12 protein-coding genes are annotated in these 15081 nt (G+C 72.9%); 5 read left to right on the top strand and 7 right to left on the bottom strand.

Annotated elements, in window-relative coordinates; all coding sequences use genetic code 11:
* Positions 1-85: 85 nt before the first annotated feature.
* The 5 genes from ABZU74_RS23695 to ABZU74_RS23715 form a co-directional block, all read right to left on the bottom strand.
* A complete protein-coding gene (locus tag ABZU74_RS23695; RefSeq protein ID WP_355427696.1) occupies positions 86-541 on the bottom strand; it encodes a DUF4383 domain-containing protein in 456 nt (151 codons plus the stop codon).
* Between the two features lie 100 nt (positions 542-641).
* Positions 642-2447: an ABC-F family ATP-binding cassette domain-containing protein gene (locus tag ABZU74_RS23700; RefSeq protein WP_355427699.1), complete on the bottom strand. Its 1806-nt coding sequence runs from the start codon at positions 2445-2447 to the stop codon at positions 642-644.
* 120 nt (positions 2448-2567) lie between these two features.
* Positions 2568-3515 carry a 4-(cytidine 5'-diphospho)-2-C-methyl-D-erythritol kinase gene (locus ABZU74_RS23705; RefSeq protein ID WP_355427702.1) on the bottom strand — a complete coding sequence of 316 codons (948 nt, stop codon included), beginning with the start codon at positions 3513-3515 and terminating at the stop codon, positions 2568-2570.
* 86 nt (positions 3516-3601) lie between these two features.
* Complete coding sequence (gene rsmA, locus ABZU74_RS23710; protein ID WP_355427705.1) at positions 3602-4471, bottom strand: 16S rRNA (adenine(1518)-N(6)/adenine(1519)-N(6))-dimethyltransferase RsmA; 870 nt, start codon at positions 4469-4471, stop codon at positions 3602-3604.
* A 46-nt stretch (positions 4472-4517) separates the two neighbouring features.
* Positions 4518-5417 (bottom strand): TatD family hydrolase, encoded by a 900-nt coding sequence (locus ABZU74_RS23715; RefSeq protein ID WP_355427708.1) that lies wholly within the window; start codon positions 5415-5417, stop codon positions 4518-4520.
* 233 nt (positions 5418-5650) lie between these two features.
* Here ABZU74_RS23715 and ABZU74_RS23720 point away from each other — a divergent pair, with 233 nt between their 5' ends.
* Positions 5651-6898, top strand: coding sequence for a hypothetical protein (locus tag ABZU74_RS23720; protein ID WP_355427711.1), 1248 nt, complete (start codon positions 5651-5653; stop codon positions 6896-6898).
* A gap of 43 nt (positions 6899-6941) precedes the next feature.
* Here the strand turns inward: ABZU74_RS23720 and metG are convergent, their stop codons facing one another.
* Positions 6942-8744, bottom strand: coding sequence for a methionine--tRNA ligase (gene metG / locus ABZU74_RS23725; RefSeq protein WP_355427714.1), 1803 nt, complete (start codon positions 8742-8744; stop codon positions 6942-6944).
* A gap of 158 nt (positions 8745-8902) precedes the next feature.
* On the opposite strand from metG, the gene ABZU74_RS23730 reads away from it, so the two are divergent.
* A complete protein-coding gene (locus tag ABZU74_RS23730; protein WP_355427717.1) occupies positions 8903-9952 on the top strand; it encodes a hypothetical protein in 1050 nt (349 codons plus the stop codon).
* A gap of 31 nt (positions 9953-9983) precedes the next feature.
* Here ABZU74_RS23730 and rsmI read toward each other — a convergent pair whose 3' ends face one another.
* Positions 9984-10832: a 16S rRNA (cytidine(1402)-2'-O)-methyltransferase gene (gene rsmI / locus ABZU74_RS23735; protein WP_355427720.1), complete on the bottom strand. Its 849-nt coding sequence runs from the start codon at positions 10830-10832 to the stop codon at positions 9984-9986.
* A gap of 84 nt (positions 10833-10916) precedes the next feature.
* On the opposite strand from rsmI, the gene ABZU74_RS23740 reads away from it, so the two are divergent.
* From ABZU74_RS23740 to ABZU74_RS23750, 3 genes are all read left to right on the top strand, one after another.
* Positions 10917-12626 carry a phospholipid carrier-dependent glycosyltransferase gene (locus tag ABZU74_RS23740; RefSeq protein ID WP_355427723.1) on the top strand — a complete coding sequence of 570 codons (1710 nt, stop codon included), beginning with the start codon at positions 10917-10919 and terminating at the stop codon, positions 12624-12626.
* 367 nt (positions 12627-12993) lie between these two features.
* Positions 12994-14271 (top strand): VWA domain-containing protein, encoded by a 1278-nt coding sequence (locus tag ABZU74_RS23745; RefSeq protein WP_355427725.1) that lies wholly within the window; start codon positions 12994-12996, stop codon positions 14269-14271.
* Positions 14271-15053: a peptidase gene (locus tag ABZU74_RS23750; protein WP_355427728.1), complete on the top strand. Its 783-nt coding sequence runs from the start codon at positions 14271-14273 to the stop codon at positions 15051-15053. The genes ABZU74_RS23745 and ABZU74_RS23750 overlap by 1 nt, the downstream gene beginning before the upstream one ends.
* The last annotated feature ends 28 nt before the right edge of the window (positions 15054-15081 follow it).

The following is a 15081-nucleotide window of genomic DNA, read 5'->3' on the forward strand; positions in this document are numbered from 1 at the left end:
GCCCGAGCTGCGCAGGGATCAAGCCTGACCGCCCGGAGCAGCTCGGGCTCCGGCGAAAACCCACGGCCGCAACCAGAGAAAAAGCTCAGAGAACGAGCCGAGCCTTCTGGAACGCCTCCGCCTCGTCCTCCGTGCCGACCTTGCCGTACATGCCGACCATCAGCAGCACCAGGGCGGCCGTCATCACCACGATCACGGTGGTGATGCTGAAGTTGAAGATGTTGGCGTCGGTCCGGATGAACGCGAGACCGGCCAGGCTGACCACCATGAGGCCGTACGCCAACCACTGGTTGATCGCCACGTCGATGTTGCGGCCGAGCGCGGTGCCGACCAGCACGACGATCCCGAGCAGCACGCTGAGCAGCGAGAAGCCCAGGTTCGTGCCCTGGCCGAGGACCCGGGTGTCGTCCTGGGCGAGGATCTCGTTGCCGGTGCTCGCGATGATGCCGAGCACACCGAAGACGACCAGGTACAGACCGGTCAGCCCGCCGATCGCCCGGTAGATCGGCCGCGCGGGGTGGTTGACGGGGGTGTGTGCCATGTCTGTGTCTCCAACGCCGTGGGGTAGGTGTCGCCGACGATTGTCTCGCACGTGGTGATGTGACGCCGCACACGGGGCCTGGGCCGGCGCGCCCGGCCGGTCAGCTCTCGGGCAGGTCCTCGGCGAGGGTCATCCAGCTCTCCTCGATCCGCTCCCGTTCGGCGCGCAGATCCTTGAGCTGGGTGTCCAACTCGGCGACCCGGGCGTAGTCGGTGGCGTCCGCCGCGAGCTGATCGAGCAGCGTGGTCTCGCGCTGGTCGAGCTTGCCGAGTTGCCGCTCCAGCCGGGTCAGCTCCTTGCGGGCCTGGCGCACCTCGGCGGCGGACATGCCGCCTCCCGAGGGGGCAGCGGGCGCGGAGGTCGAGGTGACGCCCGCCCGGGAAGAGCCGGCCCGCTCGGCGGTCCGCGCGAGGTATTCGTCCACGCCGCCCGGCAGGTGCACCAGCCGACCGTCGCCGAACATCCCGTACGCCGTGTCGGTGACCCGCTCGATCAGGTACCGGTCGTGGCTCGCCACGATGATCGTGCCGGGCCACGAGTCGAGCAGGTCTTCCAGCGAGGCGAGAGTGTCCGTGTCCAGGTCGTTTGTGGGCTCGTCGAAGAGCAGCACGTTGGGCTCGCCCGCCAGCAGCCGCAGCATCTGCAACCGGCGGCGTTCCCCACCGGAGAGGTCACTGACCGGGGTCCAGAGTCGGCGGTCGTCGAAGCCGAACACCTCGGCGAGCTGCGAGGCGGAGACCTCCCGGTCCCCGAGCTGAACCCGCCGGGCGACCTCCTCCACCGCTTCCAGCACCCGCAGGTGCCCGGGCAGCTCGGTGAGCTCCTGGGAGAGGAACGCCGGCCGCACGGTGGAGCCGGTGTTGAGGCGGCCACCAGCGGGGCGGGTGATGCCTGCGAGCATCCGCAGCAGGGTGGTCTTGCCGGCGCCGTTGGCCCCGAGAATGGCGATCCGGTCGCCCGGGCCGACCAGCCAGGTGACGTCGCGCAGGATCTCCTTCGGCCCGGCGTGCAGCTCGACGTTCTCCAGCTCGTACACCTGCTTGCCGAGGCGCGAAACCGCCATCCGCTGCAACGACATGGTGTCGCGCGCCGGCGGCACGTCGGCGATCAACGCGTTCGCGGCGTCGATGCGGAACTGCGGCTTGGAGGTCCGGGCGGGCGGACCACGGCGCAGCCAGGCGATCTCCTTGCGGAGCAGGTTCTGCCGGCGGGCCTCGGTGGCGGCGGCGACCCGCTCGCGCTCGGCGCGGGCGAGGGTCCAGGCGGCGAAGCCACCCTCGTAGGCGCGGACGGCCTGGTCGGCGACCTCCCAGGTGGTGGTGCAGACAGCATCCAGGAACCACCGGTCGTGGGTGACCACGACCAGGGAGCCCTTGCGCCCGACCAGGTGCCGGGCCAGCCAGTCGACACCGCCGACGTCCAGGTGGTTGGTGGGCTCGTCGAGGATGAGCAGGTCGGAGTCGCGCACGAGCAGCGCGGCGAGCGCCACCCGCCGTCGTTCGCCACCGGACATCGGGCCGACCGGCTGGTCAAGGCCGAGGTGCGGCATGCCGAGGCCGTCGAGGATGGCGCGAACGCCTGCGTCGCCGGCCCACTCGTGCTCGGCGCCCATGCCCTCACCGAGCCAGGCGGTGCCGAGCACCACGTCCCGGACGGTCGCCTCGGGGGCGAGGGTGAGCTGCTGCGGCAACCAGAGCACGCGCAGGTCACGGCGGTGGGTGACCCGGCCGTCGTCGGGGTCCTCCTGCTTGGTGAGCAGCCGCAGCAGGGTGGACTTGCCGGCGCCGTTGAGGCCGACCACGCCGATCCGGTCGGCGTCGTCCAGGCCGAGCGAGACGTCCGTGAGCAGCCGCCCGGCGGCGCCGTACCCCTTGGACACCCGGTCCAGATTGACGATGTTCGCCACGTTCCACCCTTCATGATCAAAGCGTCCGGGTGCCGGCGGGCACCTGGACGCCTCTCCCAAGGGTACGCGGACGCCCCGAACGCCCGCGCCGCGTGCCAGCAGCCCCGGTGGGACGCGTCGTCAGCCGATGCGGGCGCCGGCGACCGGGCCGTGCGCGACCCGCGCCTCCCGGCAGACACCAGCGGCGGTCAGCTCGGCGGCGATCCGCTCCGCGGCGGCCGCGTCCGCGGCGAGGAACACGCAGGTGGGTCCGGAGCCGGAGACGATGCCGGTGAGCGCGCCGGCCGCCTCGCCGGCCTTCAACGTGTCGGCCAGCGCCGGGCGCATGGCCAGCGCGGCGTCCTGGAGGTCGTTGCCGAGCGTACCGGCGAGCACCCGGGGGTCACGCTGACGCAACGCGCCGAGCAGGGCATCGGTGCTGCCCAGCGGGGCGCCCGCGGCACCGGAGTCGCGGAGCCGGTCCAGCTCCCGGTACGCGGTCGGGGTGGACAGGCCGACGTCGGCGATCGCCACCACCCAGTGCCAGGTGGTGGGGCGGGCCAGCACGGGGCTGATCGCCTCACCCCGGCCGGTGCCCAGCGCGGTGCCACCGTAGATCAGGAACGGCACGTCGGAGCCGAGGTCGGCGGCGATGCCGGCCAGCTCGTCGCGGGACAGCCCGGTGCCCCAGAGCGCGTCGCAGGCCACCAGCGCGGCGGCCGCGTCGGCGCTGCCACCGGCCAACCCACCGGCGAGCGGGATCTGCTTGCGCAGGTGCAGTCGGGCGTGCGGCAGCACCCCCGCGTAACCGGCGAGGGCGTGCGCGGCGCGGATCACCAGGTTGGTGTCGTCCAGGGCCAGCTCGCCGGTGCCTTCACCCTCCATCGTCAGGGCGAGGGTGTCGCCCCGGCGGGCGGTCAGCTCGTCGTAGATCGAGATGGCGTGGTAGACGGTGTTCAGCTCGTGGTAGCCGTCCCGGCGCAGCGGGCCCACCCCGAGGTGCAGGTTGACCTTCGCGGGCACCCGCACCCGCACCGGGCCGGCGGCCCCACGTCGCTCGTCGTCGTCCGGTCGCCAGGCCTCGGTCACCGGGTGATGTCCCACAGGTGCAGGCGGATGTCGAACGGCTTGGCCACGATCAGCTCCTCGGCGTCCTGGGCGGGCACGGCGTCAGCCTACTTTGCGGCCGGCGTACCGACCGGAGCCGACGCGGCGATGGCGGCGAACTGCTCGACGGTCAGTGACTCGCCACGGGCGCCGGGATCGACGCCGGCCGCGGTGAGCGCCGCGGCGGCCCGGTCCGCGCCGCCGGCCCAGCCGGCCAGGGCGGCGCGCAGCGTCTTACGGCGCTGCGCGAACGCCGCGTCCACAACGGCGAAGACCCGCTCCCGGGGTACGTCGGCGCGGGGCGGCTGGTGGCAGGTGAAGGCGACCAGGCCGGAGTCGACGTTTGGCACCGGCCAGAACACGTTCGGCGGCACCTTGCCGGCGCCCCGGGCCTGGGCGTACCAGGCGAGCTTCACCGACGGGATGCCGTACACCTTGGATCCGGGACCGGCGACGAGCCGGTCGGCGACCTCCTTCTGCACCATCACCAGGCCGTGTCGCAGGGTGGGCAGCACGGCGAGCAGGTGCAGCACCACGGGCACGGCGACGTTGTAGGGCAGGTTCGCCACCAGCGCGGTCGGTGGCGGGTCGGCCAACTCGGCGGGGGCGATGCGCAGCGCGTCCGCGCGGTGCACGGTGAGCCGGGCGGCATCGGCCCCGGCGTGCCGCGCGACGGTCTCCGGCAACGCCCCGGCGAGCACCGGGTCGATCTCCACGGCGTGCACGTGCCCGGCGACCGGCAGCAGCCCCAGGGTCAGCGAGCCGAGCCCGGGCCCCACCTCCAGGGCCACGTCGTCGGGGGTCAGGCCGGCGGCGGTGACGATCCGACGCACGGTGTTCGGGTCGTGCACGAAGTTCTGGCCCAGCTTCTTGGTGGGCGCGACGCCCAGCCGGGCGGCGAGTTCCCGGATCTCCGCCGGGCCGAGGAGACCGGTCATGGCTGGCAGCGTAGCGACGACGCCGGAACCGACCGTCGGGCCGGGCTCACCACGGGCCGAAGGCCCGGTCGCCGGTGGCGGAGATGGCCGCGCACAGCTCGTCCAGATCGCTGCCGGTGGTCGCGGCGAGCGCGCGGACGGTGAGCGGAATCAGGTACGACGCGTTCGGCCGGCCCCGGTAGGGCATCGGGGTGAGATACGGGGCGTCGGTCTCCACCAGCATCTGATCCACCGGGGTGAGCGCGGCGGCCTCGCGCAGCGCCGTCGCGCTGCCGAAGGTGACGGTGCCGGCGAAGCTCAGCAGATAGCCGCGGCGGACGCACTCGCGGGCGAAGTCGGCGTCGCCGGAGAAGCAGTGCAGCACCACCCGGTCGGGAGCGCCTTCGTCGTCGAGGATCCGCAGCACGTCGGCGTGCGCGTCGCGGTCGTGGATGACAAGCGTCTTGCCGTACCGCTTGGCGATGGCGATGTGTGCCCGGAAGCTCTGCTCCTGCGCGGCACGCCCCTCGTCGCCGGTCCGGAAGAAGTCCATGCCGGTCTCGCCGATCCCCCGGACCCGGTCGCGGGCGGCGAGTGACTCGATCTCCCGCAACGCCTCGTCGAGGTCGCTCAGCCGGGGCGCCTCGTTGGGGTGCAGCGCCACGGTGGCCAGCACGGCGGGGTACCGGTCGGCGGTGTCTGCGCCCCACCGGGAGGAGGCGACGTCCACGCCCACCTGAACCAGTCGGTCCACGCCGACCTTCGTGGCCAGCGCGACGGCCACGGCAACCGGGTCGTCGGCCGGCCCACCGCCGGGCACACCGGCCTCGCTGACAGTGATGTCCAGGTGGGTGTGGCTGTCCAGCACCGCCCTGGGCAGTGGCTCGGGGGCGGGCGGAAACTCTCCGGCCCGCCGGGCGGCACGCTCGCGGCGGGATTCAGTGGGTTCGCTCATCAGCGACAGCATCACACACCGGGCCTGTCCATCTGCCCGCCACCCGACGTTCACCCCGACTACGCGGCGCGACTCTACCGTCGCCACCGAGCGAGCGCGGCGAGCTACCGGCAGGCACGGCAGCGTGGCGCGAAGCGACGGCACGGAGCGAAGCGGAGCGCTGGCAATGAGCGGACTGAATGCGCCACCGGGCCGACGCGAGCGCGTGACGGCACCCATCTCATCGAACAGCGGGAGGTGACGGCATGAGCGTCACCCCCCAGGCCGGTGGCACCGCGGGCGAACGGACCGGCCTGCACGTGGCGTTCGGCGGCGGCGTGTACCCGGCCGAGGAGATCGCCCGGGGCGCCGCGTACGAGTTGTTCAGCGCCGACGAGGTGGCCGGCTTCGAGTGGGCGCCCCGCCCGGGCAGCAGCCTGCCGTGGCGCCGTTTCGTGCACGTCACCGAGGTGACAGCGGTGCACGGGGCGACGGAGCCGGTCGACGAGCCGGAGACGCCGCTGCTGATGCCCGCCCATCGCGAGCGGGGTTGGGCGTACCTGCACCAGCTCAGCCAACAGCCGGCGGCGGCGGGCGACCCGATGCTGGCAATGGCACGCGCGTCGGTGATGGTCCGGCGGGGCACCCGGATGATGAAGGTGCTCTCGGTCCAGCAGGTCGCCGGCTACCTCCGGGGGTGGCTGCCGCACGGTTTCTGCTACCGGGAGCACGACGTGGCGCACCTGCGCACGCCGGCGACGACGACTGTGCTGCGTACCGACGGTGACGCCGGCCGGGACGGCCCGGACGTGGCGTACGCGCTGCGCTGGCGCGCGTCCGACCCGGGCGACTACGACGTGCCGGTGGGCCCGGCACACCGCGGCCTGACCGCACTGCCCTCCCGGGACCGGCTCGGTGCCCCGGTGCTCGGCACCGGCTTCGTGCCCAGCAACGGTCAGCTCATCCCGGAGTTCATCACCCGGGACTTCGCCGACCTGCCGATGCCGGCGAACGCCGCCCTCATCGCCTACCCGGCGGAGGGGGTGGAGGTGGTGCTGTACACCTACCAGGCCGAGCAGCGCGGGTGGCTGCGGATGGTGGGCCCGCAGTGGCGGCACCTGCTGGCCGCGGTGCCGGGCCTCTCCCCGGACCAGGAGTACGTGCCGAACGCCGACGTGCCCCGCTCCACCCAGCTCGTCGGCATGTACGGCGACAGCGAGTACGAGGCGGTCGCCGACCTGCCCGGCGGGTTCCGGGTGCTGGCGATGACCCGGGCGGCCCGTTACCCGGTGGAGGCGGTGGCCCGCCGGGTCCGGTTCGCCGCGTGGCGGGGGGTGCTGTGCCTGGTGCTGCGGGAGGAGGCCGGCTGGCTGCGGGTGCGCCTGCGCTACCCGAACCCGGACACCGTGGTCGCCACCGGCGCGCAGTGCCAGGAACGTGGCGTCTACGAGGCGTGGGCACCGAGCGCCGAGGTGACCGACGACCAGGTGATGGACACCCGGTACGCGATGTGACGGCGCGCGGCGGCAGGGCATCCCGCCGCCGCGCGCCGTGCGGTCAGTCGGCCAGCCGGGCCAGTTCCTCGTCGACGATCGACGGGTCGAGCTTGCGGAACACCGGCTTCGGCACGGCCAGCGGGCGGCCCGCCTCGATCGACACCGACTCCCAGCGCGCGCCGACTGTGTAGTCCCCGGTGAGCACGGGATACGCCGGACCGCCGTCCAGGTCGTCGACCTGCTCGATCACCGGCATCGGCGCGTGTACGCCGGTGCCCCCGAGCAGCTCGTGCACCTGCTGCGCGGAGTGTGGCAGGAACGGGGTGAGCAGCGTGTTGGCATCGCTGATCACCTGAAGGGCGACGTGCAGGATGGTGCCCATCCGAGGCTTGTCCGCCTCGTCCTTGAGCTTCCAGGGCGCCTGCTCGGAGAGGTACCTGTTGGCCTCGGCGACCACCTTCATGGCCTCGCCGATCGCCTGCTTCTGCCGGTGCCGGCCGATCAGGTCGCCCACGGTGGTGAACCCGGCCCGGCTGACAGCGAGCAGCGCCTCGTCGGCCTCGGTGAGCCCGGCCGGGTCGACCGGCGGGATCGCCCCGAAGTTCTTCGCGGCCATCGAGACGGACCGGTTGACCAGGTTGCCCCAGCCGGCCACCAACTCGTCGTTGTTGCGGCGAAGGAACTCGGCCCAGGTGAAGTCGGTGTCGTTGCTCTCCGGGCCGGCGGCGGCGATGAAGTAGCGCAGCGCGTCGGCGTCGTAGCGCTCCAGGAAGTCGCGAACGTAGATGACCACCTTGCGGGACGACGAGAACTTGCGCCCCTCCATGGTCAGGTATTCGCTGGAGACCACCTCGGTGGGCAGGTTGAGCCGACCCAGCTCGCCCGGCTCACCGTCGCGGGAGCCCTCGCCGGAGTATCCGGAGAGCAGCGCCGGCCAGATCACCGAGTGGAAGACGATGTTGTCCTTGCCCATGAAGTAGTAGGACTGGGCGTCCTTACCGGCACCGTCGGTGGACCACCACTTCCGCCACGCGTCGGGGTCGCCGGAGCGGCGGGCCCACTCGATCGAGGCGGACAGGTAGCCGATGACGGCGTCGAACCACACGTAGATCCGCTTGTCCGACCTGTCGCGCCAGCCGTCGAGCGGGATCGGTACGCCCCACTCCAGGTCACGGGTGATCGCCCGGGGCTGGAGGTCGTCGAGCAGGTTGCGGGAGAACCGCAGCACGTTGGGCCGCCACCCCTCGCGGGTGTCCAGCCACTGCCGCAGCACGTCGGCCAGGGCCGGCAGGTCCAGGAAGAAGTGCTCGGTCTCGACGAACTTCGGAGTCTCCCCGTTTATCCGCGACTTCGGGTTGATCAGGTCGATCGGGTCGAGCTGGTTGCCGCAGTTGTCGCACTGGTCACCGCGGGCGCTGTCGTACCCGCAGATCGGGCAGGTGCCCTCGATGTAGCGGTCGGGCAGGGTGCGCCCGGTGGACGGGGAGATCGCGCCCATTGTGGTCTTCGGCACGATGTAGCCGTTGCGGTACATCCCCTCGAACAACTCCTGCACCACCGCGTAGTGGTTGCGGGTGGTGGTGCGGGTGAACAGGTCGTAGGAGAGACCGAGGCCGTGCAGGTCCTCGACGATCACCCTGTTGTACCTGTCGGCCAGCTCGCGCGGGGTCACCCCGTCGGCGTCGGCCTGCACCTGGATGGGGGTGCCGTGCTCGTCGGTGCCGGAGACCATGAGCACGTCGTGGCCGGCCATCCGCATGTACCGGGCGAAGACGTCGGAGGGAACGCCGAAACCGGAGACGTGGCCGATGTGGCGGGGGCCGTTGGCGTACGGCCAGGCCACTGCCGCGAGAACGTGACTCATGAGCAGTGAGCCTAGTGACCCGTCCGGGGCGTTCGCGAACCAATGGGGGGTGCCCGACCGGCGGACCGGGCCGATCACCCCGCCCATTGGTCCGATTTGTCGTCGACACGCGGCTCAGCTGCCCGTTTCGCCTCCTGAGGCGGTGTGCAATGAACGTCGTGACGGGCAGAGGAGCGGCACGGGACCACGAGGACCGTCCCACCGGGCCGGCGGTCGGCGACGACAGTGGGCCCGAGCCGGCCGCGCCCCGGGCCTCCGGGGTCGCGCCGCAGCCCCGGCTGGTGCCCACCGCCGACAGGGGTGCGCAGCGGCCCACCCCGGCGGGGAGGTCCGCCTCCCCGGCCCGTCCCACGCCGGCGGCGCCGTCACCCACCCCGACCCGCCCGACCCCGGCGGCACCCGTACCCAGCCCGGCCCGACCCGGCTCGTCCGGCCCGCCGGCCGGCGCGGCGCCCGCCGACGGGGAGTCCGTCGAGGTGGAGCCGACCACCGGCGCGCCGGTGGACGCGGTGCCGCGTCGGGTGCCGGTCCGACAGCAGGGCCGCCGGCAGCGAGACCACCGGCCCGACGGCGGCCCGCCGGACGACGGCGGCGCTTTCTGGGCACCGATCGAGCAGGTGCACTGGGACGGCACCCCGATCCGCAAGGACCCGGCACCGGCGCGGGTTCGCGGCCTCCGGTTGGCGTGGCGCCGGGCGCCGGGCCGCACGCCCCCACCGCCGGATCCGCTGCCCGGGCTCGCCGCGCTGGTGGGGCTGAGCCTGGCCGCCGCCTTCTTCGCCTGGGTCAGCGCCGGCCCGTTCTGGCTCGCGGTCGGGCACGCCCGGACGGGCACTGTGGTGATCGACGACTGCTCCGGTGGCGGGCTCACCCAGCGGTGCCGGGGAATCTTCACGGCCGACGACGGGCGGTTCATCGCCCATGGTGTCCGGGTCAGCGGGGTGCCCGCCGAGGACAGCGCGGCCGGCACCCCGCTGCCGGCGCGGATGACCGGCCCGGACAGCGCCACCGCGTACGCGGACGTCGGCGTGGGCCGGCACCTGCGGTGGCTGCCCGGTCTGCTGGTGGTGCTGGGCTGCACCGCCGGCATCGTCCGGTGGACCGGATCGTCCCGGCTGCCCGGTCGCCGGCACCGCCGCTGGGCGATGGCCGCCGCCATCGCCGGCCCCACGCTGATCACCGTCGGCTTCCTGGCCGCCGCGTGGTGATCCCGCCGTCAGGCGAGCCCGACCACCTCGGTCAGCTGTGCACGATCGTGTAGACGTCCCGGCGGCGCAGCGCGTACTCGGTGGCGACGTCGGTGATGGCGTCCCGGCGGGACCGGCCGGCGGCCTCCCGCTCGGCGACGGCGGCGCGCAGGGTGTCGTCGTCGGGGCGTTCGGCGGCGGTGACCGGAGCTCCGGCCACCACCAGGGTGATCTCTCCGCGCGGGTCTCCCTCGGTGGCCCACCGGGCCAACTCGCCGAGGGGGCGGCGGAGCACCTCCTCGTAGGTCTTGGTGAGTTCGCGGCAGAGCGCGGCCGGCCGGTCCGCACCGAACGTGTCGGCCAGGTCGGTGAGTGTCGCCCCGATCCGGTGTGGCGCCTCGAAGAAGACCAGGGTGCGTTCCTCGGCGGCGAGCGCGCGCAGCCGGGATCGGCGGCCGCCGGGGGTACGGGGCAGGAAACCCTCGAAGCAGAACCTGTCGCACGGCAGCCCGGAGACGGCCAGCGCGGTGGTGACCGCGCTCGGCCCGGGGGCGACGGTGACCGGGGCTCCGACATCCAACGTGGCACGGACCAGCCGGTAGCCAGGGTCGGAGACGCTCGGCATCCCCCCGTCGGTGACCAGCGCCACCACGTACCCGGCGAGGATGGCCTCGACCAGTTCGGGGGTCCGCCGCTCCTCGTTGCCCTCGAAGTAGGAGACGATTCGACCGCCGACGGTGAGATCGAGATCGCGGGCCAGCCGGGTGAGCCGGCGGGTGTCCTCGGCGGCGACCACGTCGGCGCTGATCAGCACCTCCCGGAGACGGGCCGAGGCGTCGGCGGGGTTGCCGAGCGGAGCACCGAGCAGAATCAGGCGCCCAACTTCGGACATTTCACCCACGGAATCGTCTCCTTCATTGACTGGCTATACCGGTATCAGGGACGACGGACGCCACCGGACACCTTGGCAGCCTACGATCGCCGGGTGACGAGTGCGTCGACAGCGCAGAGCCCGAGCGCCGATCCGGACAAGATGATCCAGGTGACGGCCGAGGCGAGTGCCCCCCAGGAGCCGACGGCACCGAGCGCCGAGGGTGGCGGGGTGTCCGCCGCGGTCCGGCGACGGTTCGCGACCGTCGACAGCCAGGTGGACCGGTTCTCCTGGCTGGCCACGGCGGTGGTGGTGGCCATCGCGGCGATCGTCCGCTTCGTCGGGCTGTCCGGCCCGAGGGGCAAGATCTTCGACGAGACGTACTACGCCAAGGACGCCTACGGGCTGATCTCCCGTGGCGTGGAGTGGAACTACAAGGACAACGTCCCGTCGTACGTCGTGCACCCGCCGCTGGGCAAGTGGTTGATCGGCGTCGGCGAGTGGGCCTTCGGCTACCAGGACGCGGATTCCAAGGTCTCCGTCCCCGGGCACCTGATGACCACCGCGCCGGAGTTCGGCTGGCGATTCTCGGCGGCCGTGATCGGCACCCTGTCGGTGCTGTTGCTGGTCCGCATCGGTCGGCGGATGTTCCGCTCGACGGTGCTCGGCTGCGCGGCCGGCCTGCTGCTCGCCCTGGACGGCTTCCACCTGGTGCTGTCCCGGGCGGCCCTGCTCGACATCTTCCTGCTCTTCTTCGTGCTGGCCGCGTTCGGCGCGCTGGTGCTCGATCGGGACGCCCGCCGCCGGCGCTGGGCCCGGGCGCTGGACGACGGACTCGATCCGAGCCAGCCGGGCCGCGCCGGCCGGCCGCCGACCGGTTGGCGCACCTGGCCGTGGTGGCGGCTGGCCGCCGGGGTGCTGATCGGCTGCGCCTGTGCGGTGAAGTGGAGCGCCCTGTATTTCGTGCCGGCCTTCGCGCTGCTGGTGCTCCTCTGGGAGGTCGGCGTCCGCCGCTCGGCGGGGGTCCGCCGGCCCTGGCGGGACACACTTGTCGACGAGTTGCCGTGGCTGGTGCTCGCGGGTGTGCTCATGGTGGGCACCTACCTCGCCACCTGGTCGGGCTGGCTGCTCACCGACGACGGTTACTACCGCCTCGCGTCGGCCTACCCGAGCGCCCCGCTCAGCGACCGCCCGGTGATCGGTCCGCTGATCAACCTCTTCGAATACCACCGCGCGGCGTACGGCTTCCACGCCCAGCTCGACGACGCGCACAAGTACCAGTCGTGGCCGTGGCAGTGGTTGCTGTTGGGCCGGCCGGTGGCGTTCCACTACGCCAGCGACGGCGTCTGCGGCGCGCCGACCTGCGCCTCCGAGATTCTGCTGCTCGGCACCCCACTGCTCTGGTGGTCGTTCCTGCCCGCCCTGGTGGCGCTGGTCTGGCTGGGTGTGGCCCGTCGGGACTGGCGGGCTGGCGCCATCCTGCTCACCGTGGCCGCCGGGCTGCTGCCGTGGTTCTGGTTCGCCCTCGACGGCCGGACGATGTTCTCGTTCTACGCCGCGCCGGCGGTGCCGTTCCTGGTGCTGGCCGTGGTCTACGTGCTGGGCGCACTGATCGCGCCCGCCGGCGGTGACGTGGGCACGGTGGCGCCGCTGGTGCCCGGTGACCCGAGTTATGAGCGCCGACTGGTGGGCAGCATCGCGGCGGGGGCGTACGTGCTGCTGGTGGCGGCCTGCTTCGCGTACTTCTATCCGATCTTCGTTGGCCGGGTGATTCCGTACTCGGACTGGCTGTCCCGGATGTGGCTCGACGGTCGGTGGATATAAGCATCGACAGGCGACGCGCCGCACAGCGCGACGGAAGAAGGGCCCGCACGCCGAAGCGTGCGGGCCCTTCTTGACAGAGACGCGCGCCCCGATCGCCTGCCACGGGGGAAGCGGGCGATTGGGGCGCGCAAGAAGAGCTTAACCACCGCGCACCACCGGCACAACGGGTCGACTTGGGTCAGATTTCCGACGGATGCTGGCCGAGCCGACACCTTTCCTCGCACAGTTGACCGAGGGTGACCCGCCGTGGACCCTGAGCGCGGGCGCGGCCCGGCCCGAGGTGGCTTCCCGACCCGGCCGGTGTCGTCGGCTCCAGCCCCTCCCACCCAAACGATCATCCAAAGTGGATCTCACTACACTGCGGACCGTGATCAACTTCAGACGATCGACGGCGGTCCTTCTCGGCCTGCTGGCGACCACCGCGCTTGCCGGGCCGGCGCAGGCCGACGAGGAGCCGGCGCCCGAGCCGCCCCGGGTCGAGCTGGTGCTCGACGTCAGCGGGTCGATGCGCGCCGCCGACATCGACGGACGCACCCGGATCGCGGTCGCCCAGCAGGCCTTCAACGAGGTGGTGGACGCGCTGCCCGAGGAGACACAGCTCGGCATCCGGGTGCTCGGCGCGACCTACCGCGGCAAGGACAAGAAGGTCGGCTGCCAGGACACCCAGCAGATCGTGCCGGTCGGCCCGGTGGACCGGTCCGCCGCCAAGGCGGCGGTGGCGACACTCCGGCCGACCGGTTTCACCCCGGTCGGGCTGGCGCTGCGCTCCGCCGCGCAGGACCTGGGCACCGGGGCCACCACCCGACGGATCGTGCTGATCACCGACGGCGAGGACACCTGCGCTCCGCCGGACCCGTGCGAGGTGGCCCGGGAACTGGCCGCCCAGGGCACCAGCCTGGTCGTCGACACCCTCGGCCTGGCCCCCGACGAGAAGGTCCGCCGGCAATTGCTCTGCATCGCCAGCGCGACCGGCGGGACCTACACCGCGGCGCAGAGCGCCGAGGAGCTGACCGACCGGATCAAGCAGCTCGTCGAGCGGGCCGGCGACACGCACACCCGTGCCCCGACAGTGGTCGGCGGCACGAACGCGTGCGACTCGGCGCCGCTGCTCGCCCCCGGCGTCTACGCCGACCGGGAGGCGTTCTCCGAGCACCGCTACTACCGCGTGCCGATCCGCCCCGGGCAGGAGCTGCGGGCCTCGGTGAGCATGGCGTTGGACCGGCCGGTGAACCGGGACTACGGGGTGCTGCTGCGGGCCACCGCGGCCGACGGCCGGGAACTCGTCCGAGGCGCGGACGCCGGCAGCGGGCGGGCCGACGTGCTCTCCGCCGGGCTGCGCTGGTCGGCCACCGCCGACGACGAGGATGCCGCCGAGACCGAGGAGAGCTCCGCGCCGGTCGTCGAGCCCACCACCGTCTGCCTGGTGGTGAGCAACTCGTTCGCCCCGCGTCCGGGCACCGCGGCGACCCCGGGCATGCCGGTGGAGTTGACCATCGACGTGGTCGCCGCCGCACCGGCACCTGACGGACCGGACCTCGGCCGGGGCTGGGTGCTGCTCGCCCTGCTCACCGTCGCCGGGCTGATCACCGGCCTGCTCGCCGGCCTGCTCACCCGCTGGTGGGTCGCCACCTGGAGGGAGAACTGATGCGCACCGCACTGTTCCGGTCGATGGCGGCCCTGCTCGCCGCCGGCGGGGCCGCCCTGCTCCCCGCCGCAGCCGTCGCCGCACCGACCCCCTCCCCCGGTGCCACGCCGGTGAACCGGGCCGGCACGTCGTTCCTCACCGCCACCCCGATCACCGCCGGACAACCGGTACGGGTGGACGCCTCGATCGGCGACCACCTCTACTGGTCGTTCCCGGCGACGGCCGGCCAGGTGCACGAGATCACCGCCACCGTCACCTTCCCCAAGGGACGCAGCGGCGCCTCCACCTGGACCGTGGACGTCTTCGACGGGCTACGCCGACGCCAGGCGTGCACGGCGGGAGCGCAGACCCCGACCGTGGACGCGAAGGCGTCGAACGTGGTGCTGGGCTGCACGCTGCGCGAGGTGCGCCCGTGGGCGGAGCCCTGGTCGGCCGATCCACTGCCCGGCGCGTACGTCATCCGGCTCTCCGTGATCGACCTGCCGGAACCGGATCTGGGTGCGCCGGTCGACGTCGACCTGCTGGTCGGCACCATCGCCGACCGGGGCGCCTCGGCCGACGACGGCGAGTTGGCCGCGCCGCTGGTGCCGAACACCAAGGCCGGCACGGTGCTCAACGCCGTACCCCCGGTGGACGCGGAGGCCGACGACGAGGGCGACTCGCTCGCGGACTGGTTGCCGGATCTCGGCTCGCGTTGGGTCTGGACCGGCATCGGCGGCGCGCTCGCCGCGGTGGCCGGCGTGTGCGGCTTCGCAGTGACCCGGCGGCCTCGACGTCGCTGAACGCCCGTCCGGTGGCCCCGCCCGACGG

The organism is Micromonospora sp. NPDC005171, assembly GCF_040608575.1.
Lineage (GTDB): Bacteria > Actinomycetota > Actinomycetes > Mycobacteriales > Micromonosporaceae > Micromonospora.

Coding starts and splice junctions, on each gene's coding strand:
- ABZU74_RS23695 (WP_355427696.1), bottom strand. CDS start 541: ATGGCACACACCCCCGTCAACCACCCCGCGCGGCCGATCTACCGGGCG.
- rsmA (WP_355427705.1), bottom strand. CDS start 4,471: ATGACCGGTCTCCTCGGCCCGGCGGAGATCCGGGAACTCGCCGCCCGG.
- ABZU74_RS23715 (WP_355427708.1), bottom strand. CDS start 5,417: ATGCTGTCGCTGATGAGCGAACCCACTGAATCCCGCCGCGAGCGTGCC.
- ABZU74_RS23720 (WP_355427711.1), top strand. CDS start 5,651: ATGAGCGTCACCCCCCAGGCCGGTGGCACCGCGGGCGAACGGACCGGC.
- metG (WP_355427714.1), bottom strand. CDS start 8,744: ATGAGTCACGTTCTCGCGGCAGTGGCCTGGCCGTACGCCAACGGCCCC.
- ABZU74_RS23750 (WP_355427728.1), top strand. CDS start 14,271: ATGCGCACCGCACTGTTCCGGTCGATGGCGGCCCTGCTCGCCGCCGGC.